A 24646-nucleotide genomic window follows, 5' to 3' on the forward strand; every position below is an offset into this window, starting at 1 on the left:
GCCCGGCCCGACCGAAGGAGATACCCCCGTATGTCCGCTCGCCTCACCAACGCCCAGCCGTATGCCCTGGGTTTGTTCCGCATCGTCGTCGGCCTGCTCTTCGCCTGCCACGGCGCCGCCTCACTCTTCGGTGTCCTCGGCGGCGTGGTCGGTACGAACGGCGGCACTGTCGAAAGCGGTGTCTGGCCGTTCTGGTACGCGGCTGTCATCCAGCTGGTCGGCGGCGTCTTCGTCCTGCTCGGCCTGGGCACGCGTGCCGCCGCGTTCATAGCCTCCGGCTCCATGGCGTACGCCTACTTCAAGATGCACCAGCCGAACGCCCTGTGGCCGATGCAGAACGGCGGCGAGCCCTCCGTGATGTTCTGCTGGGCGATGCTGCTGCTCGTCTTCACGGGCTCCGGCGCCTTCGGCCTGGACCGGCTGTTCGCGAAGCGCTCGACGAGCCAGAGAAGGCCGGCCGCGGATCAGACGCCGGTCGCTGCCTGATTCTCTGGTCCTACGTGCGAAGGGTCTTCCCCCGGTGAGGGAAGGCCCTTCGCGTTTCGTACGGGGCCGGTCGCCGGACCGGTCGCCGGGCAGGTGAACGTCCTGTGCCGGTCACACGCGCCCCCCGTGAACCTCCTGTCACACCCCGGGCGTACGCTGTAAGGCTGTTATGGCCGCTCTTGCCGCCCCCTCGCGACGTCGCGGTGCGGTCTGGCCACGGGGGAATCACGGGGAGTTCGCGGTGCTGGAGAGTGTGGGGTCGCTGACCGGCAGCCCATGGATCTACGCCATGGTGACGCTGTCGGTCCTGCTCGACGTGTTCGTGCCGGTCCTGCCGAGCGGCGTACTGGTGATCACGGCCGCTACCGCGGCGGCCGCGGGCTCGGCGACCGGCCACGTGCCGCACGCGGTCCCCGACATCCTGTCCCTGACGCTCTGCGCGGCCACCGCCTCCGTCCTCGGCGACCTCGTGGCGTACCGCCTGGCCTGGCGCGGCGGTGAACGACTGGACCGCGCGATCGCCCGCTCGCACCGGCTGACCACCGCGCAGGAACGTCTCGGCGCGGCGCTGGCCCGCGGCGGCGGGCCCCTGGTGATCCTCGCCCGGTTCGCCCCGGCCGGCCGCTCGGTGGTCTCCCTCGGCGCGGGCGCCGCCCATCGCCGCGCCCGCGACTTCCTCCCCTGGTCCGCCCTGGCGGGGCTGGCCTGGGCGACGTACAGCGTGGCGCTGGGGTACTACGGCGGGCAGTGGCTGGGTACGACGTGGCTGGCCACGGGGGTGTCGGTGCTGGCGCTGTTCGGCGCGGGGGCCGGGGCGGCGTACGTGATGCGGCGCCCGGCCAAGGCGTCCTAGGCGAAGGCGTCCCGGGCCAAGGCGTCCGGGTCGGTCGCGTCCCGCGGACTACTAGGCGGCGGGCGCCTTCTGGCCCCGTACCTGAAGACCGGCCAGCAGCTCGGCCGTGGCCTCGGTGATCGCGTCGACGGCGTGGTCGAAGACCTCCTGGTTGTGTGCGGCGGGCGCCCGGAAACCGGACACCTTCCGTACGAACTGCAGGGCCGCGGCCCTGATCTCTTCCTCCGTCGCCTCTTCGGGCAACGCGGGCGGGCGAAGTGTCTTGATGCTCCGGCACATGAGACCAGTCTCGCCCATGCCCCACCCATGTCCGAGGCGCCTGACATGATCCGTTCCGAGGCGGCCACCGATGCGGGGCCGACCGACGAAGGGAACAACAGAATCATGGCGAACGAACTCACTGTGGCGGTCCTCGGCCCCGGCGGCACCGGCGGCCTGCTCGCGGGGCTCCTCTCCCGCGCCGGCCACCGCGTGATCTGCCTGTCCGGCGAGGAGACGGCCAAGACGCTGCGCGGGGACGGGATCCGTGTCCGCAGCGGCCTGTTCGGCGGCTTCACGGCCCGCGTGGAGGCGGACACCGTGCTGCGCGAACCGGTCGACGCGTGCCTGGTCGCGGTCAAGCACACCGCTCTGGACGCCGCCCTGGACCGCGTCCCGCCCACGGCCCTGGGCGACGGCCTCCTCGTACCGCTCCTGAACGGCGTCGAGCACCCGGCCGCTCTGCGCGCCCGCTACCGTCCCGGCCTGGTCGCCCCGGCCGTCATCCGCGTCGAGTCGACCCGGGTCGCGCCGGGCGTGATCGAACACGGCAGCCCGTTCGCCGAGATCGACCTGACCGGCGAAGGGGTGGACCGGGCACGGCTCGACGCACTGGCGCGGGCCCTTTCCACCGCCGGCCCGGCGACCCGCGTCCTCGACGACGAGACGGCCGCGCTGTGGGCGAAGATGTCGTTCCTGGCACCGTTCGCCCTGCTCACCACCAGGTACGGGCTCCCGCTGGGCGAGATACGCACCCGGCACCGGGAGGAACTGACGGCCCTGGTCGAGGAGACGGCCGCGGTCAGCCGCGCGAGCGGCGGCCCGTCGGACCCGGCCCAGGCACTGGCCCGCTACGACGCCTTCCCGCCCCCGACCAGGTCGTCGATGCAGCGCGACGCCGAGGCGGGCCGGCCCCTCGAACTGGACGCGATCGGCGACGCGTTGCTGCGCGCGGCCGAGCGACACGGGGTGAGCGTGCCGGTGACGGCAAGGGTGGTACGGGAGTTGAGGGCCGCCGGGCACTGACTCCCGTGCGTTTCGGGCCGGTTGGCGCCACCAGGCACCCGGGAGGCATCGCCCGCCGGCATCGCCCACCGGCCCCGCCCACTCGTTCGCATGAACCCCGGGAAGGAACTCGCATCCCAAATTCGAACAGGCGTAGCATTGTGTCGTGGCTACGACCTATGACTTTCCGAGTGACCTCCTCGCCGGTCAGGAGGAGCTGCATCAGGTCCGGGCCGAGCTGTCGGCCCTGTTCAGGCGGCTCCCCTGGTCCGTGGCGCCCGTGGACGGCTTCAGCGACGCGGGCGGCTGGCGCAAGGTGGAGCGCCCCGCCTCCCCCGGCTGGACGGCCGACGAACAGGCCGAGGTGGAAAAGCTCCGACAGCGCGAGCACGAACTCGCCGTCTTCGTCAGCACCCATCGCTTCTGGGCGGAGATCACGGCCGGCGAGCGGGTGGAAGCGCGCACCAGGCTGAAGCACGCGCGCGAGGCGTGAGGGACGCAGGAAGGCCCCGGCCATGAGCGGCCGGGGCCTTCCTGTCGGTGTGGGCGCGGACGGTTTCGAACCGCCGACATCCTGCTTGTAAGGCAGGCGCTCTACCCCTGAGCTACGCACCCGAGACGAGTCGACAGCCTACCTTGCCCGAGGCGGTGCCCCGCAAACCCGTATCGGGGGCGGGCCGGTGCGGGGGTTTTCCCCACCCCGCATCCGGGAGCGGCCCGGATCCCCGCGCGGCCTCCCGCTCCGTACCGTCGAAGGGCCTTCGTCATCCGTCTCAGGGGGAGATCGTCATGGCCCGTTCCGTCACCGCCCGCGCAGCCCTCGCCGCCGGGGCCGTCGTGGTTCTCGTCGGGGCCGCGACCGCCTGCGGCGCTTCCGCGGGGGACGACAAGGATCCCGATCACCGCTCGTTCGCGCTGAAGGGGCACACCCTCACGGTCGACTCCGACGACTCGGCGCTGGAGATCGTCGCCGCGGACCACAACCCGCAGGGGAAGGTCCAGGTCACACGGTGGTTCCAGGGGACGGTCGCCATCGGGAAGGATCCCAGGGTGAGCTGGTCGATGAAGGACGACCGTCTGACGCTGCGGATGAAGTGCTCCGGTGTCGTCGCCGACTGCTCGGCCAAGCACCGCATCGAGGTGCCGCGCGGGGTCACCGTGAAGGTCGAGGACGGGGACGGCAGCGTGCGGGCGCACGGGTTCCAGGACGCGCTGAGCATTCGTACGGGCGACGGGTCCGTGCATGTCAGCGACACCACCGGCCCGCTGACGCTGCACACCGGCGACGGATCCGTGCACGCCGACGTCTCCTCGCGCCAGGTGCGCACCGAGACCGGTGACGGCTCCGTGCACCTCCAACTCGGCGCCGTACCCGACCTGGTGGACTCCCGCAGCGGCGACGGCTCCGTGACCATCGCGCTGCCCAGGTCCACGTACCGGGTGACGACCACGTCGGACGACGGCTCGGTGCACGTGTCCGTGCCCCGTTCCGACTCCAGCTCGCACGTGGTGTCCGCGCGCACGCATGACGGCAAAGTCACTCTCAAGACCGCGAACTAGAACTTCTGCAGCGGATACGACCTAGACCCTCGCATCCTCGCAGGTCAACGGCACCTTTCTGCTATCGGGGCGTCAGCTCGCCCAATTCCGCTGAATACTCAGGGCTATTCCTGAAAAGTCACGAGCTGATCAGGCAGACGGGGCTGCCAACCGAGTTTGACGCGAAAGGCGACTTCGATGACTACGCTGCGCAGGAACCTGAGTATGGCAACGACTGGAATGTGTGTCCCGTCCGAGGCGGTTGCGGTCTCCCCGTTCCTGGTCGGTACGGGAGCCGTCGCGACCGGAACTCTGATCAGACCCAGTAGTCCGGAGCGACTCTATCGAGGAGCCTCAGCAGAGCGGTCCACGCCAAGTCATACGCCAGAGCGTCCTGCAGGCCCGGTTCCTCTGTTTCGACGTTGAGCTGCCGGGCGGCATACTCGCACACCATGTCATCCGGAACGACCAGTTGTGCACCGCCCGACTGCGCCAGGATCTGGATCCGGCATGCCTTGTCCAGGTAATACATGCGCAGGAATGCCTGAGCCGCCGAACTCCCGACACTCAGCAGCCCGTGGTTGCGCAGGATCATGACGGGGTGCGGGCCCAGATCCTCCACCAGTCTCTCTTGTTCGTCGGGATTAAGTGACACCCCCTCGTAGGCGTGGTAGGCGACGCGCTCGTGGAACTCCATCGATATCTGGTTGACCGGCCGCAAACCGTCCCTCTGGGCCGCGACCGCACAACCCCACTCGGTGTGGGTGTGCAGTACACAGTGGGCGTCGGGGCGTGCCCGGTGGATGGCACTGTGAATGACGAAACCGGCAGGGTTCACCGGGGGGGCCGCTGCGTCGAGCGGCTGCCCATCGAGACCGATACGGACGAGGCTGGAGGCGGTGATCTCCTCGAAGAGAAGCCCGTACGGATTGATCAGAAAGTGGTGGCCGGGCCCGGGCAGACGAAGAGAGATGTGAGTGAATATCAAATCCGTCATCCCGAAGTGGGCGACCAAACGGTAGACAGCCGCCAGTTCACGCCGAAGACGCAGCTCTTCGGCGTCGGCCTCGCCGTGATGCACCGGTTCGTCATTCACCTGTGAACTCCTGCTTTTCTGCACGCCGATAGATCGGTCAGCGGCGTGCCTGGCACCTCACGAGGTAGAACTCTGAGCCATGCCGGTAAGGGCCGCCGTTGTAATCACCGGCCTCGTCCACGATCATCAGTCCTGCGTACCGCAGCATCGCCCTGATCTCTCCCGCCATGGCGTAACGGTTCACCCACAGCACCTGGTGCTCCACCTCACCGGCCCCGTCCTTCACCGTGTACGTTCGGACCTGACGCGCTATCTGTGTCGCGGAGTCGAACGCGTAACGGCAGGTGAGAGTGATCACCCGCTCGCTCGTCCGATCCTGTTTGACGACGCGCTCCTCAGCCCCATGGAGCCAGTCACCGAACGTGGCCCAGGAAAGGGCTTCGAAGGCGAAGACCCCGCCGGGGCGGAGGACACGCCGCACCTCAACGAAGAGTCGGAGCCAGTCATCCTGATCAAGAAGGTAGTTGATGGACCCGAACGGGCAGATGACCGAGGTCAGGGAGGCCGTTCGGAGGGGGATGTCCTGCATTCTGGCGCATAGCCGCCGCACGACGACGCCCTTGGCCACCGACCTCTTCCCGAGCGCGTGCAGCATGTCGGCCGAATGGTCCAACGCGATCACAGCGACGCCAGCGGCCGACAAAGGCACGCTGATTCTTCCGCTACCCGCCCCAAGCTCCAGCATCGGGCCGGTACCCACCGCGGACTGCCAGTACGCCAAGTCCTCGTCATACCCCTGGTAGGTCCAGTCGTAGAGGTCGGGCCGGTCCTCCACGCGCGAGGGGACGGGCGCCGCGGCCGGCGCTTGGGCATTTCCCATTCCCGAAACCCCCTACATCGTATAGTAAGCAACACGGAAGCCAAGGTCCACATAGGCGTTCTGCGGCGGGTCATAGGACCTGAACTGGATCTTTCGCGCATTGATCTCACGCGAGAACCACGATCCTCCGCGGACGGTCCTGTCACTCTGGTCCGAGACTTCCTCGCGCCCGGGACGGACGTCCGAGTACGACCGGGTCAGGGATTTAGTCCATTCCCAGACGTTACCCACCATGTCCTGTGGTCCGCCCTCCCAGGTCGCCCATGGAAAGATCCCCACGGGCACTGACTGTTGAATCCAGTTAACTTCGGTCCGGACATGGGCCATGTCGTCCTCCCAGGCCTCCCCCCATGGATGGGGCTGCGACACCGGGCTGCGCAGACAGGCACGCTCCCACTCGAACTCTGACGGGATGTCTACGAAACTACGGTCGTCCAGAGAACCGTTCTCACGCAACCTCTTTGTCAGCCACCGGCAGTAGGCCAGTGCCTCCCACCAGTTGACGCCGACGACCGGCTGGGTCGGTTGGTTGTACCTGGGGTCCCACCAGTAGAGCGGTACCTCGCGGAGCAGGAGTTGGTCGACATAGTCCTGCAACGCGTTTTCATCCACGATGCCCTCTCGCATTTCCTTCCGGAGATGCAGGCGTTGGGAGGCGGTCGATCCGACGCGTGGGCCCTCGGGGCCGTCGATGAATGCGGAATCCTGCATCGCCCACAATCGGGCCGGCCCCTCGGGCCAGCAGTCGAAGTCACGGTAGCCGCCGGAGAGGATGAACTCTGCGTATTCCCCGTTGGTGACCGGGAACTTCGCGATCCGGAAGGACTGGATCTCCTCATTCCGCTGTGGGTGCCAGTCGATGAGCCGATATTTTTCGTCCTGTGAGTCCAACGGGCTGACGCTGCCGACTGGAAATGTCCCGCCAGGCATGCACACGCTTTCCGCCACTAGGGCGCATGACCTCTCCTCCCAAGTGACCGGGTCGAGCTGTGCGTAGAGCGTCGCCGCCTTGGCGCGTTTATCGAGCGGGATCACCCGGTCCGTCGACGCGGCGGTCAGGGCAGCCGATACGGTGCGATGCAGGCCGCGGCTGAGACCCGTGACAGGGACGCCCGGCATGGCCACCTGGAGGGCAGCCATCAGTTCAGCGGCGAGGATCTGATAGGTGAGGGCGCAGTCCGCGTCGTCTTCGGCCGCGCTCACCAGCTCCGCGATGACGGCAGTGACCAGGCGGTATCCCTCGAAGGTCGACTGGGCACTGGCCCAGTACTTCAACGGTGCGTGCCAGACAACGCTCCGGCAGGATTCCACAATTGTCTGTGAGTCCCTGTGCGCCATTGCGCAGCCGGCGAAGTAGTCACGGAACAGGCTCTCCCGGAAGGAGAGCCGAGCGGAGCCGTCCACCGCTAGGATACCGTGGCCACGCCGAAGGAAACCGACGTAGTCGGCCACGGCCGGATATGCGTTGTAGAACTGGTCGTCACCCCCCAGGGCGCGCACGATGGGCGCTTGCGTGGCGGATGCCGGTATCGTATTGGCCAGTGGATCGACGGCACGCAGCGAAACGACCTCGAAGCCGATCTCCTCCATGATCCGCTGTATCTCGGAGTCATATTCGGCCCGCAGCAGGCACGTGTCCTGCGATTCTTCTGCTCGACGCCGAGGGCGCTTACGCAGGAATTCGTCCGCGGCCAGCCGACAGAAGTGGCCGATCGACGTGGGGATCTCACGGTTCTGCTCCACCGATACGACCAGGAGATGCAGGAGGTAGGGCACTCGGGCAGCGGACGCCAGGGCGCTGTCTGCACGGACAGCCGCGATGAGTTGTCGGGCTAGGTCTCCGTCACGTCTCGGCATCAGCCACCGAACCAGGTGTTGATGTACATCTCGACATCCTGATGCCGCGGCGGACGCAGGTTGTAGACCTGGACCTGACGGGACCGCGCGCAATCGTTCAAGAACCAGGTGGAATCAGAGATCGTCATGAGGATCCGCAGGTTCGGGTAGTGGACCTGGAGTTGCGCCACCGTCGACAATATGGTCTTGCAGGACCAATTACCTGAGCTTCGATGACCGTTCGTGGGGACGTCCTCGACCCCGTCCACGAAGAGGAAGGCGTTGTCGAGCGAGTTCTGTAGGGCGGATCTGGCGTTTTCGCTGTAGCCGCCTATCTCGGCACGTGCCACGGCGGCTTGTACGATCGCTTCGGCTATGGACACGAAGTTGTCCTGTGCCGGAACGTCCACCGCGTCGAACAGCAAGGGCACCGGGCCGTCAGCCTCTCCGGCGAGCAAGCGCCTCGCCAGTTCAGAGGCGTAGTGGACGCAGACAGATGTGCGTCCTGAACAGGGTGGCCCGATCAGGACGAGCGACCGGCTAGTGCCGTTCAGGATCAACCCGTCGAGTGGCAAGCCGGGAGCATCCTCGTCATCAGGAGGAAGGCTTCTGGACAGGCAGCCGATCTCCCGCGCTTCTCGGGGTATCCATACCGATTCCAGGGGCCGGTCCGGCAGAACTCCCGTCTCGGACCCCTCGGGGGTGAGGTCTGGAAGTGCCCGGATGGCCCCCAGATAGTGGGACAGTTCCGGAACCTGCTCGGAAGACTGCCCCTGCGGAACCGACGTATGGCCTTGCCTGCTCCCCGAGGAGGACCGCTCAGGGGAACCGCGGAATGCCTGCGGATGAATACGCCGAACCGACGTGCCTCGCTGATCACTCGCGTCGTCTCCTGCCGCCATCTCACCTCGTGCCTAACTACTGGTGCCGATCTGGTGCCACGTGATAGGGCCGCGCAACTTGCTGATGCCGCCCATTTCGGACCGGCTCCAGAGCTGCCCACCACTGTCCACGAACGTCATCTTCAAAGGAAGTGCGTGTGACTGGTCTGCCTGTGCCGGTACCGCTACCTCGTAGTCCGTCCTTCCCGGGGTGATGGGGCCGAGTTCCTCATGGCACAGATGCACGGCGCCATCGGGGCTGTCGATTCGCCAGCGGAAGACGGGGAGCGAGGCCGAGTTCTCGATCTGTACGGCCCAGTAGGGTTCGTTGACATCGGACAGCACGGTCATCCACGCCGCGACGGAGGTTTGCTGTCGCTGGCGGTCCCTGTGCTCCGAGCGGAAGACCACGCCGATCGCTGTCGCCACGGCCGCGAACTGGCCGAGACCGCTCACCCAGTCACCCCAGGTGCCGGCCGCTTTGTAGTCGAACTGCTTTCCGTACGGCTGCAGTCCCCAGAGCGGCATCATCAGCACCAGCACCAGAACGGCCAGCAGTCCCCAGCGCATACCGACACTGCGCCATACGCGCTTCGCTCTACCGATCACTCTCTCCCTCAGTTTCTGGTCTACATGAAGCGCCTAGGGTCCATCATGCGGAGGGCCGCGAGGTGGCTCTCGCTTATACGGGTCCTCGAGAGGAGTGCGGTCACCAGAGCTCCGGTGACCGGAGCCAGGGTGATACCGACGCCGAAGTGCCCGGTGGCGAGGACGACAGGGCCGTCCTCATCGATCGGTCCGATGAGGGGGTAGCCGTCGGCGGTGCCCGGTCGGACTCCGGCCCAGGACCTCAGAAGAGTCCAGCGGTCAGAACTCGGCACCATGATGTGCAGGGCATTCAGCAGGCGTCGGGTGGCCTGCTCTTCCGGAGCCTCGTCCCAGCGGTCCTCGTCGTACGTCACTCCGACCACCACGCGCCCGTCGCTGCGTGGCACCACGTACGACGAAACGGTTTCTCCCCCGACGGGGATCTTCGAATAGATGTGGTGCCGGAGGGAGTAGGCCCGACTGCCTGGCACCCTCAGCTCCGCCGCCTGCCCACGGACGGGGAACTGCGCCCGTTCGTCCGTGGGGACCAGTTCGGAGCTCCAGGCGCCTGCCGCGATCACACACGCGTCGCCGCGCAGCGTGCCCCTCGCACCCAGGTCGACTTCCGCACCGCTGCCGGAGCGGCGGACGCCTTTGACCCGCACCCCGCTCATGACCGTGACCTGCGGATCTTTGGTCAACGCTCCGGCCAGTGCCGACATCAGCACGGCGGGCTCGAGGGCCGCTTCGCTTGGGAGCCTGACAGCCGACTTCAGCTGACGGGACAGCAGCGGCTCCGCCTCGGCCACGGAGTCGGGGGCCAGGTGTTCCACGGCGAATCCCTGGGCGACCCATTGGGGCACCACCTGATCCTGGAGCCTGCCGGCTTCTTCCTCGTTCAACGCCACCTGAAGAAGGCCCGACTGCAGGAACGGAACGCTCACCCCGGACTGGCTCTCAAGGACCTTGAGCCAGTCCGGGTACATCCTCCGGCTTTCCTCCGCCAGCACTCGTAACGGCCCTCGGCAGAAGTCGTCACTCTGAGGCGTGATCCCTCCGATGGCTGCCGAACTGGCCGCCAGGCCCAGGCCCTCCCTGGCGTCGGTCAGGACAACGCTGTCGAATATGTTCCGGGCTTCGAGTGCGATCGCACAGCCGACGACGCCTCCCCCCACGATGAGCAGCTTGGATTTCACACTCAGTCTCTCTCGTTCACGACGTAGGCATCCGGTACTTCAGTGACCACGTTGATGATGGACTGGATGCACTTCAGAGCCATGGCATCCCGCGCGTCGTGCGTGAGCGACGCGATATGACCGGTCACGAGGAGCTGGGACTCCGGCAGAGCGAGAAGTTCGGCGGTCTCGGCGGTCTCGGCGTCGTAGAAGCCGTCGAACGCCGCGGAACGGATACGGCCGCTCGTCAGGCCCTGGAGCAGCGCCCCGGGCGCCACGACTGATGGCCTGGCCGTGTTGATCAGACACACGCCCCCGGGTGGCAGAAGCCCGACCTCCTTACTCCCGATCAACCCACGGGTCTCTGGTGTCTCGGGGACCATGAGGATGACGCTCTCCGCCCAGGCCAGCAGGTCGGGCAGCTCTTTGTACGTGATGCCGAGACGCTCTTCCTCAGCGGGCTTGCGGGTGCGCGAGAAGTACGCCGTCTCGGCATTGAGCCCGATCGTCGCGATCTCCGCAATTCTCGTGCCGATCGCGCCCAGCCCGACGATAGCCAGCCTGTGACCGGCCACGTCCCGCTGCTTCTGCTCGTTCCCCCCTCGACCAGCCCGGAAGTCGGCGGCGTAGGAGGGGATCTGCCTGCGCTGGGCCAGCAGCAGGCCGATGGTGAACTCAGCGACGCTGCTGGTGAGCGTGCCGGGGGTGTTCGTCACTGCGATGCCGAATTCGCGGGCGGAGTCCGCATCGACGAACGACATGTATCCGACGCCGAGGAACCCGACCACCTTCAGCGATTCCGCACGGCTCAGAACCTTTCTGGAGGCGTACTCGTCTCCGCCCAACAGGTAGCCGGTGCAGCCTTCGAGCTCGGCTGCCAGCTCATCCTCGTTGAGGAGTCCGGGCACTTGGTGCACCCGGAATCCTTCCTGCGTCAGCCTGTCGAGATGCTCCTCGGCCACACTGCCGCCCGTGACGAGGACTCTTCCAAGATCTGCCATCTGTACCCCAAGCTCAGGCATGGATTGTCAGTACCTACGCGAGAATTCCGTACAACTCGTCGTAGTACTCCTTGCGCGCGATTACGGATCCACGAGCAGCCGCCAAGTAACCATCGGCCAGCGACGGGTCCCGCGTGATCAGTTCGGACGCGACGTGGGCCATGATCGCGGAGTGGGTCGTGTCCTCGTCGATGTTGGCATGTAGGAACTCCGCGTAATCCGCGTCCGGCGCCGCACTTTCGAATGCCTGTTTCACCGCTCCGTATTCCGGAACAAGCATCTGCTCGTTACCGACCCCCAGGCTGCCCAGAGCGTTCACAGGGGTGTCCATGAACCCTGCCAGGGCACGCAGGAACGTATGCGTCGGGGCGGCCACGGTCACAGCCTCCTGCGGGATTCCCATGCTCTCCCTCAGCTTGTGCAGCAGCCAGGGATGCGAGGCACGGGCCGCCCCCTTCCTCACCCCACCGTGTTCGCCCTGGACGACCAGGTTGAGTCTCGCTCGCTGGTGCACGTTGACCACCGCGCTGGCGGTCAGATTGAGCAGTTGTGCGAACACCCCGGTGACGAACAGTTCCTGCGTCACCCAGAACTCCAGTGCCTTTCGTGAGCCGGCGGCGACCCTGAAGAACGGATGGTCCTCTATCCCACTGTCCGGCACCAGTCGACTCGCCAGTTCGACCGCCGGATGGAGCGGTGAGGTTTCAACGGGCATGAAACGCGACTCGTAATCCCAGGCATCCACGTTCGAGTCCACGAGACGAAGCGCGGATTCCGCATGCCACGGACCGATGTAGGTCATCCCCCTGCCTCCCCTTGCAACGTCGCACGCCCGCAAGTGACCGGCACTCACAGATGTGCGCTCGTCCCCCTTGACCCGATGGCACCTCATTGGCGTTCAACACCAGTGGCCTCGGGCCCGTTACCCGGTCATCTTGCCTCATGGGGAGGCAAGTTGACGAGGTTTCGGGTCATGTAGAGGGATTGATACCGTGGTTGCGGATTGCGATCTTCGTTAGCGCGATGCGGTTGTTCGATAATGGAATGGCTCAACCGCATTCCGGACCACCTCCGTCAGGGCGACCTTCTCACCACCCTCCTCCGGCAGCCCGACCCTGCCCACTGACCCGGCCAGGTTGGCACGCCGCCCGCCCCTACTGCGTGGTGTCACATACCGAGGTGGCGCTATAACCGCAGTTGATCGACAGGTCAGGGCAGGCGGTTGATGTGGGCGGGGGCCACGGTGCGGATGGTGTCCTCGGGGATGTCGCCGGCGTGGGCTTCGGCGGCCTGGTTGACGCCTGGGGTGGCGCGGCCGCCGAAGAGTTCGCGGAGGTGCTTGAGGCCTTCTGTGGCGGTGGCGCCGATGCGTGGGTCCTGGATGAGGGTGGCGAAGGTGGCCGCAGGTGTCAGGCCATGGCCCGGCACTGTCACTACCGACGGCGATGTCATTCGTTGGAGGGGCGGTCCGGCAAGACCGCCCCCTGGCATGCCGGCCAACTACACTCCCGACGATGCCTCTGACCAGGCCAGATAGCGAAGCTCTGCTGGAGTACTAACCGGCCCGTGTGTTCGTCCTTAACCGGTGGGAGAATGAAACGAGGCACCGGCCAGGACGGATGACAGCACGGGAGAGGGATGTGACGGCGACACCTTCGAAGCCGTACTCGCCGTTGGTGCCGCGCGCACACCGCCAGGCGCTCAAGGACACCTTCACCCTGCTCGCCGTGCCGCTCGTCGTCGCGCTCGCGCTGCCCGCCGCGTTCGCCGGGGGCGGCACCCGGCGCTGGTTCGGCGGGCGGGCCGAGAGCCAGCGGGCCGAGGCGCAGGCCGCGAAGGACGCCGCGGCGGCCGCGTTCTACGAGCTGGACACCGCCCAGCGCGACCTGCGGATCTCGATCGAGACGATCACGGCCGTCGACGACTCCCCCGCCGCCCGGCGCGCGATCTCCGATTTCGAAGCGCTGGGGCGGCGCATCGACGAGGCCAGCAGTCGCTACATCGAGGCGGTCGACGCACACGACCTCGACCGTGACGACCTGGAGGCCTCGGTCGCGGCACACGCGCGCACCGAGCTCACCCGGGCCAAGGACGAGCTGGCCGATGTCCAGCGGGAGCTGGCTCGTTTCTCAGACAGCCTCGGGCCGCTGCTCGGCAAGGCGGAGACGCAGCTGGCCCGGCTGGCGCCCGCGGTGGAGCGTGCCCGGCAGGGGCTGCTGGCCGCGTCGAACGCCCTCGATGCCGTACGGGCGACAGGGCTGAAGGCGGACGACCTCGCCGCGCGTCTCGCCCGCCTGGCCCCCGAGCTGACCAAGCTCAATCAGGGTGCCGGGCAGCACGGGGTTCCGGAGACGCTGGAGCGGGCCGAGCGCCTGGCGCGGGAGGCCGAGGCGGTCCGTGCGGAGGCCGAGCGGCTGCCGGAGAAGGCCGCCGAGATCGATCACCGGCTGGTCTCGCTGCGCACCCGCGCACAGGCGCTCACCACGCGCGCCGGACAGGTGGAACCGGTGCTGAGCGAGCTGCGACGGCGGTTCGTGGCGGCATGCTGGCAGGACCTGCAGCACGTACCGGACCAGGCCGGGGAGAACGTCCGGCAGGCCGAGCTGAAGCTGAAGGAGGCACAGGCGGCGCGGGACAACCAGCGCTGGCCGGACGCCACCTCGCTGCTGTCGACGGTACGGGCCCTGCTGAACACGACCGACGAGTCCGTGTCGGCCGCGCGGGACAGACTGCAGCGGCTCAACGCCGTACAGAAGGATCCGCACCAGGAGATCGACCGCACGCGCTTCGCGATCCGGGACGCCCAGCGGCTGGCGATGACGGGCCGGGCCACGCCGGACCCGCGGCACGCCCGCCCGCTGGACGACTCGGTGGCCCGGCTGGACCGGGCGGTCGCCGCGCTGGACGGCCGTCACCCCGACTACTGGCATTTCCTCACGGAGACCGAGGCGGTACGGCAGACGGTGGCGAGGGTGGTCGCGCAGATCCGGGAAGCACGCGGTTCCGCGACGCACTGAAGGGGCGCGGGGCTGTGTCGGTATCGGTCCGAGGCTCCGCCACGCGGACACGACCGGCCCCGGTGGCGCCGCGGACGAGCACGGCGCCACCGAGCGCAGTGGCTAGTGCCGCGTCAGTCAAGGTTTTGCCCGTCAAGGAGCGGCGTCCGGTGCGTGCTCTCGGCGTGCCGGCCGGAAGTCCTCGTACTGGACGTACTTGGGCTTTCGGCCGGTGCGGCGAGAGTGCGTGCCGGGCGTCGCGACGGGGCGAACCTTGACTGACGCGGCACTAGCTCCGGTAGGCGTAGTAGGCCGAGTTCGGATACGACGCGATCAGGCTCGACAGCGACCGCCGGTAGGTGTCGGTGTCGTGGTACGTCAGGTACGGCACCCCGCTGGAACTCCGGTAGGTGGTCATCATCGAGTGGTCCTTCGACCCGTCCTTGTCGAAGTCCATCTGCAGCAGGTCACCGACGTCCATCTGGTACGCGTTCGCCAGCGCGGTCGTCCGCTTCGCGGTCTGCGTGAACCACGACCACTCGTTGACGCCGATCCAGGTGTCCGACTCGCCCGACGTCTTCGAGTACCAAGTGCCGTAGTCCTCCCGGGAGTTGGCGACCTGCTTCCAGCCGCCGGCGAACAGGGACTGGCTGACGTAGTTGGTGCAGTCCCCGCCGGCGCTGTTGTAGCGCCGGTAGGCGGTGTTGTAGTTCTTCCAGTACTTCTCGGCGTACGTCGCCATCGCCGCGTAGTTGTACGTGGTTCCGGTGCCGAGGTTCTTGGGCTTCGCCGGGGCCGGGTAGGTGGTGGCCGACCGGGGCGCGTCGATGACGGCGCCCGGGCGGACGGTGGGCGCGGCTGTCGCCGGGGCGGGCTCGTTGACCGGGCGGGGGCCCTTGTCGGTGAGCCGTTCGCGGGTGAGCTGCCAGGTGCCGTCCGGGCCCGCGGTGAAGGTGAGCCGGTGGTGGGCGGTGAAGCCCGTGGTGGCGGGTTCGTCGCCGCGTATCTTCGCGTACGTCAGTGTGGTGCTCTCGGTGACCTGGACCGTGGCCGTGCGGCCCCGCAGGCGGGCGCTGTCGACGGTGACCTTCGTGTCGGCGCCGGTGTAGGCCTCGCCGAGCGCGGCGAGCCGGGAGCGGGTGCCGCGCAGTGACGTCACGGCGCCGGCCTCGGACCTGGCCGCCGTGGCCGCCAGCCGCACACCGCCGGTCGCCTTCGGGGCAGTGGGTGCCTTCGGGGCCCCTTCGAGAAGGGCGGCCGTACGGTCGGTGAGGACGGCGTCCGCGAGACGGCCGAAGGAGTCGGTCGTCGCCGAGGTCACGGCCGGCGCGGCTGTTCCCGCGGTGGGGGCGCCGCCGGCCGCGTGGGCGGCGGACAGGGGAAGCAGGGCCGCGGAGAGGGACATCGCGGCCACGATCGTGCAACGGCCGCTGTTCGTACGGGACTTGCTGGGTCTCACTGAGGTGTCTCCTTGTGGTGGGGGGTGGTTCAGTGCGCGATCGTCGACCAGTCGGGCGCCTGTGCGGGGTCCAGGCCCCGCAGTCGCGCCAGGGTCTCCGGCTGCTGCACGTCCAGCCAGTCGGCCAGCTCCTTGAAGGACACGCACTTGACGCCCTTCTTCGTGCAGACGTTCTTGACGACCTGGTCGACGGCCTTCATGTAGATGCCGCCGTTCCAGCCCTCGAAGTGGTTGCCGATGAACAGCGGGGCACGGCTGCCGTAGTACACGCGGTCGAAGCCGGCCAGGTAGGAGTCGAGGGTCTGCCGCTCCCACCGCGCGTAGTCGGCGGGGTTGCCGTCGGTCTCGCCCTTGGACTGGTTGGCGAGGAAGTTGAAGTCCATCGACAGGCCCTGGTACTTGCCCTGCTCGTAGGGGAGCAGCTGCAGCGGGAAGTCCCACACGCCGCTCTTCCGGGCGGGCCAGATCTGGAAGTCGCCCGTGGACGAGGCGTCGTAGCGCCAGCCGTTGCTCCTGACGGCCTTGAGCAGGTTCTTCTGGCCCTCCAGGCAGGGGGCGCGGCCGCCGGTGATCTCCTTGCGGAAGTCGAAGGGCAGGGCGGGTACGTCGGTGTAGCCGGTGTTGGTCTTCCAGTTCTCCACGAACGCGTAGAACTGGTCGATCTCGTTCTTCCACTCGGCGACGCTCCAGTCGCCGCCGCCCTTCTTGCCGCAGAAGTGGCCGTTGAAGTGGGTGCCGATCTCGTTGCCGTCCTCGTACGCCAGGCGCAGCTGCTCCAGCGTGGTGCGGATGTGGTCGCCGGTGGCGTAGTCGATGGCGGCGGTGCCGACCGGGTGCCGGGGCGGGTGGTAGAGCTTCGCCCTGCTCTTGGGCAGGAGGTAGATGCCGCTGAGGAAGAACGTCATATGGGCGTCGTACTTCTTCGCCAACTCCCGGTAGTGCGAGAAGAGATGGTCACTGCCCTCCAGTGCGCCGTCCCAGGAGAAGACGACGAACTGGGGTGGTTTCTCACCGGGTTTGAGCGGCTTCGGTTCCAACACGCCTTTCTGCGGGCCGGTGTAGGAGGTGGAGCCGTCGCCGAGTATCGCGGTCCTGCCGTTCCAGGCGGGTTCCGTGCCGGTTCTGGCGGTCGAGGTCCTGGGGGTCTTGTTCGCGGAGGCGGTGGGGGCGGTGTGGTCCGGGCGGGTCAGGACCAGGAACCCGGCGACCACCGAGGCCACCACGAGGAACGCGGTCAGGGTGCGGACTTCCGGGCGGGCGGGGCGGCGGGCAGCGGCTCTGCGGCGCCGGCCGGGGGGCGGCTTCATACGAGGCATGCGGTGCTCACGAGGCATGCGGTACTCATTCTGCGAGGGGGGTGGGGGGTGGTGCGGGTCTCGGGGATCAGCCGAGGCCCATGGCGTCCGCCCAGACGTCGTAGGGCACGCCGTCGGCGGAGTCACCGGCCAGGCCCTGGAGCGGCAGTGGCTCCAGGGATGCGGCCAGGTCCATGCGGTAGACGACGACCGCGGTCGACACGGACGCGGCGGTGCCCGCGTACCAGGCCGCGGTGTCGTCCTCGGTGGTGCCGGACTTCCCCGCCGCCTTGGGGGTGGAGACGGTGGGGTGGGCGGCGTTCAGGGAGTCCGTCAGTGCCTGGGAGACCTCTTCGGCGACCCGGGCACCGATCGCCCGGCGCGCGATGGGGGTGCGCAGCCGGACCGTCGCGCCGTTGCGGGTGATCCGGCGCACCGAGTACGGCTCGGTGTGCTCGCCGTCCGCGGCGAAGGTGGCGTACGCGCCGGCCATCCGGATCGCGCTGGGGGTGGAGTTGCCCAGGGACAGGGCGGGCACCTGCGGGCCGATGCTGGAGGCGAGCAGTCCGGCCGCCTCGGCGGTCTCCCGCACCCTGTTCAGGCCCGTGTCCATGCCGAGTTGGATGAACGGCGTGTTCACGGACAGCGCGAGGGCCTTGCCGAGGGCGATGCGCCCGTAGGACTTGCGGCCGTGGTTGTGACCGACGACCTGCTTGCCGGCGCGGTCCCAGTACGGGCCTTCGGGGGTGGTCACGGTGACGCCGTCGTTACCGTCGTAGAGCGTCAGCGGCATGACGGGTGTCGCGGGCCCGCCGCGAGTCCTGCGGACGCCGTGCTCAAGGCCGGCGGCGTAGACGAACGGCAGGAATGCCGAACCGGCCTGCACGGTGGTCGCGTTGGACTCGTTGTAGCCCTGCGTACGGTGGTCGGGTCCGCCGTACACGGCGAGGATCCGGCCGTCGGTGGCGACGGAGGCGGCGCCGTAGTGCGCGGTCCGCGCGGCCTCGGGCTCGTCCTTGCGGGCGCCTCGGCGGGCCTTGGCGACGGCGTCGGTGAGCGCCGCCTCCCGCCGTCGGTCGAAGGTCGTGTAGATCTGGTAGCCGCCGAGGTCGAACTGCTTGGCCGAGATGTGCGCGGCCTTCTTGGCGTACTGCTGCGCCAGCTCCACCAGGTAGTCGCTCTGCTTGCCGGTGTCGTGGTCGCGGGCGGACCTGAGCGGCTCGGGGAACGTCCTGTACGAGGCCCGCTCGGCCGGCGACAGCCTGCCGATCTTGACCATCCGGTCGAGGATCCAGGACCAACGCTCCACGGCACGCCGGTGGTTGGCCTCGGAGAGCGTGGGATCGTACAGCCCGGCCCCCTTCAACAGCGAGGCGAGGAACGCCGCCTGACCGGCGTTCAGGTGGGTGACGTCCTTGCCGTAGTAGGCCTGGGCGGCGCGCTGGATGCCGTACGTGCCGCGGCCGAACCAGCTGGTGTTGAGATAGCCCTCCAGGATCTGGTCCTTGCTCATCCTGTTGTCGAGCTTGAGGGCGATCATCGCCTCGGTGAACTTGCGGCTGACCGTCTGATTCTGCGTCAGATACACGTTCTTGACGTACTGCTGGGTGATCGTCGAGCCGCCCTCGGTGTCCCCCTCGCCGACGGTGCGCCACAGCGCGCGGGTCAGGCCCTTGATGGAGATACCGAGGTCGGAGTAGAAGTTCTCGTTCTCCGCCGCGAGCACCGCCCAGCGGACGTCCTCGGGTATGTCCTTCAGCGGCATCGCCTGCCGCCGCACCCAGCCCGTACGGGCGAGGGGGGTGCCGTCGGACCAGAAGTAGACGTTGTCCTGCTGGGTGGCGTAGCTGTTCAGGTTCGGCGGTATGTCGGTGACCGCGTAGGCGACGCCCAGGAACAGGCCGGACAGTCCGACGGCGGCCAGTGCGGCGCCGAACACCTGACGCAGGGAGGGGATCCAGCGGCGCGAGCCGGTACGGCCGGGGCGCGGGTAGGCAGGGCGGAGGCGGCGTAACGCCACCCACACGGACCGCTTCGCTACCGCCCGTCGGCGGCGCGGCCGACGGTGGTCAGTCGCCCGGCCTCTTCGCTGCACTGTCCCGGTCACGTGCGAAAACTACCAATGATCTTCGCACCTTCTACACACTCGAATCCAACAGGAACAATCACATACCGATCAGTAAGGAACATGGCGACCTTGAGAGATTGGTCACACTCGCAGCCTCGCGGTCCCGTTAACCTGGTCGCATGCCTCGCTACGAATTCCGCTGCCGGACCTGCGGCGACACGTTCGAACTGAGCCGGCCGATGGCTCAGTCCTCCGACCCCGCCGACTGCCCCGCCGGGCATGCGGACACGGTGAAGCTTCTGTCGACGGTGGCGGTGGGCGGGACGACGTCCGCCCCCGCCTCGGCACCGGCGAGCGGTGGCGGCGGGGGCGGTTGCTGTGGTGGCGGGTGCTGCGGCTGACGCCTACTGAGCCGCTCCGGCCGCCTTCAGGAACTCCCGGAGGATGCGCTCCCCCGCCAGGATCCCCCGCTCGGGCAGCGCCACGATCTCCGGGGCCGTCCAGCCGGCGTCCGCCAGTTCGCCATGGCCCGGGCGCCAGCCCTTGTCCGCTGCCAGCAGCAGGTCGGCGTCCAGCAGGGAGTCGCCCGCGGCCAGCGCCAGGGTTGCGCCCGTACGCCGGGCGACCTCGCGCATCGCCGCGCTCTTGGTGAGCGGCTTCGGGACGGCGTAGAGCTTGCGGCCCTGCAGCGACACGGTCCAGCCACGGTTCTCCGCCCACACCGCGAGCTCCTTCACCCAGTCCTCGGGCAGCAGTTCACGCTCGACGACGAGATAGGCGAAGAGGTCCTCGGCGACCCGGTGCTTGCGCACCCACGCCGGGTCCGCCGTCTGCAGCAGATGCTCCCGCACCTCGTCCAGCGGCGCGCACTGCTCGGCCAGCCGTGCCGTCACGCGCGCGTGCCAGTCGAGGTCGGAGACGCCGTCCACCATCAGATGGCCGCCGTTGGCGCAGATCGCGTACTTCGGCGGCGGGCCCGGCAGGTTGATGCGCTGGTACTGCTTGCGCGTGCGGGTCGTCGTCGGCACGAACACCGTCGCGTCACCGAGGTCGGTCAGCAGTCCGGCCGCCGTCTCCGTCATGAACGACAGCGGCCTGGCCTCGTGCACCTCGACGCAGAGCAGCCGGGGCGCCCGCGCGTCCGGCATGGTCAGCGCGAGGGCCGCAGCGGAGTAGATGAGCGTACGGTCGAGGTCGCTCGCCACCAGCACCGGCATCAGACCGACACCGCCCGGCCGTCGGCGCCGGTCGCACCGCGCGTGTACTTGGGGTGGATCAACCCCACGCAGGTGTACGGCAGTTCGTCGACCTCTTCCACCGGTACGCCTCTCTGCCCGGCCAGCAGCCTCACATGGTCCAGGTCGGCGCCCGCTCCGGCCCGCGCCAGGATCTTCCACGGCACCCGGCGCAGCAGCACGCGCGTGGTCTCCCCGACGCCCGGCTTGACGAGGTTCACGTCGTGGATGCCGTACTCCTCACTGATCCGCTCGACGGCCGCCCAGCCCTCCCAGGTCGGCTCGCGGTCGCCGGCCAGCAGCTCCTTGGCCTGTGCCTCGGCGGTGTCCGCGACGTCCGGGAAGCGTGCGGCGACGGCGTCCAGGAAGCCCACCGAGACGTCGGCGCCGGCGAGTTCGCGGTAGAACTTGGCGCCGTGGAAGTCGTGCGGGCCGACGAGGTCCGCGCGCAGCACCGTCCGCGAGATCAGGCCCGAGACGGTCGAGTTGAGGCAGGCCGAGGGGATGAGGAAGTCCTCCCGGGTGCCGTACGTCCGCACGCACGAGCCCGGGTCGGCCAGCACCGCGATCTCCGGGTCGAAGCCGGTGATCCCGTCGGACACCTCGAACTCCCGTATCGCGTCGGCGAGTTCGCGGGTGATGGCGCCCTTGCCGGTCCAGCCGTCGACGAACACCACGTCGGAGGGGTCGTGGTGGGCGGCCAGCCAGCGCAGCGCGTTGGCGTCGATGCCTCGGCCGCGGACGATGGAGACGGCGTAGTGGGGCAGTTCGAGCCCGTGGCGGAACTGGGCCCAGCGCCGCATCAGCACGCCGACGGGCGTACCGGCACGGGCCAGCGAGACGAGCACCGGCCGCGGCGACCGCTCGGCGAGCACGATCTCCGTCACCGCGCCGACCGCCAGTGCCAGCCGCGCCGTGGACTCCCGCAGCGCCGCGTGGAACAGGTCCTGGTACTGCTCGCTCGGCTGGTACTCGACCGGCAGCGACTCGGCGTAGTGCGCGCCACCGCTCTGGATGGCCTCCTCGCGCTCCTCGGTCGGCGCCTCCAGCGTCACGTCCGAGAGGTCCTGGAGCAGCCAGCCGACCTCTTCCGGCGCGTACGAGGAGAAGGCGGGGCCGCGAAGGGGCTCGGGCAGCATGGCAGGCCTTTCGGGGGCGTACGAGGGCACGACCGCGAGGGCGACGTGCGGGGTGTGAGCGGCCAACTGGGCCAACAGGCCGTCCGGCGCGTGCAGTTCGGGGGTGTCGGCGGCGGAGTCGACCACGGCGACCACGGCGTCGAAGCCCGCGCCGGCCACGTTGTAGGCGTACCGCGGGCCGGGGCCGTCGGCCGGGTCGTCGTGGGCGGGGAAGACGATACGGCTGCGTATCGCGTACCCGGGGTCGTCGACCGCCAGCACCGGCGAGCGGGTGGTCGTGGAGTACCGCACCTCGGCATCGACGACCTGCTCCAGCTCACGGGCGAGCCTGAGCGGGGCGTACATCAGCTCCTCGAACCCGAGCACGAGGACGCTTCGCGCGTCGGCGGGGAGTGCTTCTGCGAGGCGGGCCGCCATGGCGGGGAGGGCGCCTTCGAGGCGGGTGCGGTGCTGCGGGGTGAAGCCGTGGCGACCGCCGTCGGGGAGGCCACGGGGCCAGCGCAGCTGTATGCGGGTGGGTACGGGGTGGTTGCGGCTGTCTTCCGGGTGCGGGCCGGTGGGGGTGGATCGCGCAGTTCCCCGCGCCCCCAGGTGGGTGGACTCGCCGTCGGCTTCGACGTCAAGGCCCGCCTGCAGGGGGGTGCGCTCATCGTCGGCTTCGACGTCAACGCCCATGCCCTTCAGGGGCGCGGGGAACTGCGCGACCGACCACGACGGCACCGCGGACGACACACCACCCGCCGCCGCACCCCCGGCCTCACCGCCGGCTTCACCGTCAACGCCCATGCCCTTCAGGGGCGCGGGGAACTGCGCGACCGACCACGACGGCACCGCGGACGACACACCACCCGCCGCCGCACCCCCGGCCTCACCGCCGGCTTCACCGTCAACGCCCATGCCCTTCAGGGGCACGGGGAACTGCGCGACCGACCATGACGGCGCCGCGGACGACACTCGACCCCCCGCCGCGCTCTCGGCCTCGTACCGCGCCACCAGCTCCTGCCCCTTCTCCAGCACCCCCTCGGGCAGCCGAACCGTCCCCGAGGCAGCCGCCACGAGATCCACCCGGGCGCCGATCTCGCGCGCGAACTCCTCCAGCCGCCCGGCGTCCGCGGCCGACCGCATGTCGACCAACGCCACCACCACGTACCGCCGCCGCGGATACCGCTCATGAAGATCGCGGACGGTGTTCAACACCGTGTTCCCCGTCGAGAACTCGTCGTCGACCAGGACCAGCGGCCCGTCCCCGGCCAGCAGCGCCGGATCCTCCGGCAGCAGCAGATGGGACGTGGCGTGGGAGTGGGACTCCTCGAAGCCGCCCGCCGCCGCGACGCCCGCGACCGGGCGGCGGGTGGAGTGGAGGTACGGGGCGAGGCCCACGCCGTCCGCGACCGAGTGGCCAAGACCCGTCGCCGTCTCCGCGTAACCGAGGACGACCGCGGCGCCCGCCTCCCGTGCGCCCAGAAGATCCCGCACCCGGCGCCCGAGCGCGAACCCGTAGCCGTAGACCACGGACGGCGACTGCGGTACGTGCTTGCCCAGCACGTTGGAGACGAGCAGATGCGCCCGCTTGGGGTTGCGGCGCAGGGCCAGCCCCAGCAGGTCGGTCAGCTCGTCGTCGCCCGTGAGTTCGAGACCGAGCCGCTCGGCGACCCAGGTCCCGGACCAGACCGGGTTGTTCACTGCGTTGTTCATGCGTCCCTAGATGGTGAAGTGGGTTCAGCCGGGGATTCCGGCGGCGAGCAGGTCCACGAAGCTGACGTCCTCGCGCGCGACGCCGAACACCTCGGCCCGCAGCATGGTCCGCTCGGCCCACGCGCGGTGCGGCTTCACCTCGTTCATCTTGTTGGTGTACGCCGACCTCAGCACACCCCCGCCGCCGCGCTCGGGCCGCAGGATGTCCGTGGCGTCGCCGAACTCTTCGTGACTGACCACGGACAGCGCGTGCACGGGCAGTACGTGGGAGGGGTGGATGCAGGTCTTGCCCAGCAGGCCGTTGGCCTGGTCCAGGGAGATCTCCCGCAGCAGCCCGTCCATGGCGTGCTCAATCAGTTTCTCGCGCAGCTCGACGGCCTGCCCCTCCAGGAAGGGGCTGGTGCGCAGCATCGGCTTGAACATGCGCTCCGGCACCCGGAAGTACTCCCACACGGGCCCGGTCACCGTGAATCCGGTGCCGTCGGCCCGCCCGAGCATGTTCACCACGTCGGAGATCACGGAGGCGACGACATGGACGTCGTACGCCGTCATGTCGGGGGCCCGGCGCAGTCCGTACGAGGAACAGAAGTCGGTCACGCCCAGGCGCAGCGCGAGGACGCGGTCGCGGTACTTGTCGACGGCGCGGGCGATTCCCTCCAGGCCCTCCACCCGCGACTCGCGGTAGAGCAGCTCCGGCGACTCCAGCACCGGCATCGCGAACAGCCGGCGCCCGCTCGCGGCCTCGGCACTCGCGAGGGCCTCCAGGAAGGGGATGCCGCGCTCCTCGGTGAACTTGGGAAGCACGAATCCGGACAGCAACCGGACCGTCACCCCGAGCCGCTCCACCAGGTCGGGAATCTGCTCGGGCGTACGGACCCGGATGAAGAGCAGCGGGAGGCCGGCTCCGGTCCGCGCGTCCAGGTCGGCGAACTGGCGGACGAGGTTCTCCTCCCCCTCCGGCACGTCCGCGTCGTCGATCGAGTCCTCCAGGCACAGCACCATCGAGACGACGCCCAGCCCCGCCTGCTTGACGATGTCGTCGGCGAGCCGCGGCCGGGTGGCCGGACTGTAGAGCGTGGCGCCCAGGGCCACGGAGAGCAGCCGGGCCGGAGAGTCCGTGGTGAACTCACACGGCTCCTGATGGAAGAGGTGCTGTCGCACCTCCGGGGCGATGTGCCCGAAATGACGCATAGGACTCCCCCGTGGCGCACGGTAATGCTC

Annotated in this window: 23 protein-coding genes and 1 tRNA gene; 7 read left to right on the forward strand and 17 right to left on the reverse strand. The window is 68.7% G+C overall.

What is annotated here, in order from left to right; all coding sequences use genetic code 11:
• Positions 1 to 30 precede the first annotated feature (30 nt).
• A complete protein-coding gene (locus ACYUED_RS13095) occupies positions 31 to 486 on the forward strand; it encodes a DoxX family protein (RefSeq protein WP_491292458.1) in 456 nt (151 codons plus the stop codon).
• A gap of 241 nt (positions 487 to 727) precedes the next feature.
• The gene (locus ACYUED_RS13100; protein ID WP_491292459.1) at positions 728 to 1339 is read left to right on the forward strand and encodes a DedA family protein; all 612 of its coding nucleotides are present in this window, start codon (positions 728 to 730) and stop codon (positions 1337 to 1339) included.
• 51 nt (positions 1340 to 1390) lie between these two features.
• On the opposite strand, the gene ACYUED_RS13105 is transcribed toward ACYUED_RS13100, so the two are convergent.
• On the reverse strand, positions 1391 to 1618 hold the full coding sequence (locus ACYUED_RS13105) for a DUF2277 domain-containing protein (protein WP_491292460.1): 228 nt from the start codon (positions 1616 to 1618) through the stop codon (positions 1391 to 1393).
• 105 nt (positions 1619 to 1723) lie between these two features.
• On the opposite strand from ACYUED_RS13105, the gene ACYUED_RS13110 reads away from it, so the two are divergent.
• Positions 1724 to 2623, forward strand: a complete 900-nt coding sequence (locus ACYUED_RS13110) for a ketopantoate reductase family protein (RefSeq protein ID WP_491294237.1) — start codon at positions 1724 to 1726, stop codon at positions 2621 to 2623.
• A 145-nt stretch (positions 2624 to 2768) separates the two neighbouring features.
• Positions 2769 to 3095 (forward strand): DUF8825 domain-containing protein, encoded by a 327-nt coding sequence (locus ACYUED_RS13115; protein WP_491292461.1) that lies wholly within the window; start codon positions 2769 to 2771, stop codon positions 3093 to 3095.
• Positions 3096 to 3145: 50 nt separating this feature from the next.
• Here ACYUED_RS13115 and ACYUED_RS13120 read toward each other — a convergent pair.
• Positions 3146 to 3217: transfer RNA gene (locus ACYUED_RS13120), tRNA-Val, on the reverse strand.
• A gap of 174 nt (positions 3218 to 3391) precedes the next feature.
• Between ACYUED_RS13120 and ACYUED_RS13125 the strand changes: the two genes are divergently transcribed.
• Positions 3392 to 4162: a DUF4097 family beta strand repeat-containing protein gene (locus tag ACYUED_RS13125; protein ID WP_491292462.1), complete on the forward strand. Its 771-nt coding sequence runs from the start codon at positions 3392 to 3394 to the stop codon at positions 4160 to 4162.
• Positions 4163 to 4457: 295 nt separating this feature from the next.
• Here the strand turns inward: ACYUED_RS13125 and ACYUED_RS13130 are convergent, their stop codons facing one another.
• From ACYUED_RS13130 to ACYUED_RS13170, 9 genes are all read right to left on the reverse strand, one after another.
• A complete protein-coding gene (locus ACYUED_RS13130; protein WP_491292463.1) occupies positions 4458 to 5237 on the reverse strand; it encodes a class II aldolase/adducin family protein in 780 nt (259 codons plus the stop codon).
• 37 nt (positions 5238 to 5274) lie between these two features.
• Positions 5275 to 6012 (reverse strand): class I SAM-dependent methyltransferase, encoded by a 738-nt coding sequence (locus ACYUED_RS13135; RefSeq protein ID WP_491292464.1) that lies wholly within the window; start codon positions 6010 to 6012, stop codon positions 5275 to 5277.
• Positions 6013 to 6069: 57 nt separating this feature from the next.
• On the reverse strand, positions 6070 to 7833 hold the full coding sequence (locus ACYUED_RS13140; RefSeq protein WP_491292465.1) for an SUMF1/EgtB/PvdO family nonheme iron enzyme: 1764 nt from the start codon (positions 7831 to 7833) through the stop codon (positions 6070 to 6072).
• Between the two features lie 80 nt (positions 7834 to 7913).
• Positions 7914 to 8795 (reverse strand): hypothetical protein, encoded by an 882-nt coding sequence (locus ACYUED_RS13145; protein WP_491292466.1) that lies wholly within the window; start codon positions 8793 to 8795, stop codon positions 7914 to 7916.
• A 12-nt stretch (positions 8796 to 8807) separates the two neighbouring features.
• Entirely contained in the window at positions 8808 to 9344 is a 537-nt protein-coding gene (locus ACYUED_RS13150) for a hypothetical protein (protein WP_491292467.1), read from the reverse strand.
• A 59-nt stretch (positions 9345 to 9403) separates the two neighbouring features.
• On the reverse strand, positions 9404 to 10558 hold the full coding sequence (locus ACYUED_RS13155; RefSeq protein WP_491292468.1) for an FAD-dependent oxidoreductase: 1155 nt from the start codon (positions 10556 to 10558) through the stop codon (positions 9404 to 9406).
• Between the two features lie 2 nt (positions 10559 to 10560).
• Entirely contained in the window at positions 10561 to 11559 is a 999-nt protein-coding gene (locus ACYUED_RS13160; protein WP_491292469.1) for a 2-hydroxyacid dehydrogenase, read from the reverse strand.
• 13 nt (positions 11560 to 11572) lie between these two features.
• Complete coding sequence (locus ACYUED_RS13165) at positions 11573 to 12340, reverse strand: iron-containing redox enzyme family protein (protein ID WP_491292470.1); 768 nt, start codon at positions 12338 to 12340, stop codon at positions 11573 to 11575.
• Between the two features lie 407 nt (positions 12341 to 12747).
• Positions 12748 to 12990: a hypothetical protein gene (locus ACYUED_RS13170; protein WP_491292472.1), complete on the reverse strand. Its 243-nt coding sequence runs from the start codon at positions 12988 to 12990 to the stop codon at positions 12748 to 12750.
• A gap of 188 nt (positions 12991 to 13178) precedes the next feature.
• Between ACYUED_RS13170 and ACYUED_RS13175 the strand changes: the two genes are divergently transcribed.
• The gene (locus ACYUED_RS13175) at positions 13179 to 14555 is read left to right on the forward strand and encodes a hypothetical protein (RefSeq protein WP_491292473.1); all 1377 of its coding nucleotides are present in this window, start codon (positions 13179 to 13181) and stop codon (positions 14553 to 14555) included.
• A gap of 268 nt (positions 14556 to 14823) precedes the next feature.
• On the opposite strand, the gene ACYUED_RS13180 is transcribed toward ACYUED_RS13175, so the two are convergent.
• From ACYUED_RS13180 to ACYUED_RS13190, 3 genes are all read right to left on the reverse strand, one after another.
• On the reverse strand, positions 14824 to 15939 hold the full coding sequence (locus ACYUED_RS13180) for an amidase domain-containing protein (RefSeq protein WP_491294238.1): 1116 nt from the start codon (positions 15937 to 15939) through the stop codon (positions 14824 to 14826).
• Positions 15940 to 16022: 83 nt separating this feature from the next.
• Positions 16023 to 17300: a polysaccharide deacetylase family protein gene (locus ACYUED_RS13185; RefSeq protein WP_491294240.1), complete on the reverse strand. Its 1278-nt coding sequence runs from the start codon at positions 17298 to 17300 to the stop codon at positions 16023 to 16025.
• A gap of 76 nt (positions 17301 to 17376) precedes the next feature.
• The gene (locus ACYUED_RS13190; protein ID WP_491294241.1) at positions 17377 to 19314 is read right to left on the reverse strand and encodes a transglycosylase domain-containing protein; all 1938 of its coding nucleotides are present in this window, start codon (positions 19312 to 19314) and stop codon (positions 17377 to 17379) included.
• A 221-nt stretch (positions 19315 to 19535) separates the two neighbouring features.
• On the opposite strand from ACYUED_RS13190, the gene ACYUED_RS13195 reads away from it, so the two are divergent.
• The gene (locus tag ACYUED_RS13195) at positions 19536 to 19757 is read left to right on the forward strand and encodes an FmdB family zinc ribbon protein (protein ID WP_491292474.1); all 222 of its coding nucleotides are present in this window, start codon (positions 19536 to 19538) and stop codon (positions 19755 to 19757) included.
• Between the two features lie 3 nt (positions 19758 to 19760).
• Here the strand turns inward: ACYUED_RS13195 and ACYUED_RS13200 are convergent, their stop codons facing one another.
• Genes ACYUED_RS13200 through ACYUED_RS13210 form a run of 3 tightly spaced genes read right to left on the reverse strand, consistent with a single transcriptional unit; the run spans position 19761 to position 24616 of the window.
• The gene (locus ACYUED_RS13200) at positions 19761 to 20573 is read right to left on the reverse strand and encodes an HAD family hydrolase (protein WP_491292475.1); all 813 of its coding nucleotides are present in this window, start codon (positions 20571 to 20573) and stop codon (positions 19761 to 19763) included.
• Positions 20573 to 23425, reverse strand: coding sequence for a phosphoribosyltransferase (locus ACYUED_RS13205; protein WP_491292476.1), 2853 nt, complete (start codon positions 23423 to 23425; stop codon positions 20573 to 20575). The genes ACYUED_RS13200 and ACYUED_RS13205 overlap by 1 nt, the downstream gene beginning before the upstream one ends.
• A gap of 24 nt (positions 23426 to 23449) precedes the next feature.
• The gene (locus ACYUED_RS13210) at positions 23450 to 24616 is read right to left on the reverse strand and encodes an HpcH/HpaI aldolase/citrate lyase family protein (protein WP_491292477.1); all 1167 of its coding nucleotides are present in this window, start codon (positions 24614 to 24616) and stop codon (positions 23450 to 23452) included.
• Positions 24617 to 24646 lie beyond the last annotated feature (30 nt).

The sequence above is a fragment of the Streptomyces sp. DF42 genome, from assembly GCF_058267695.1.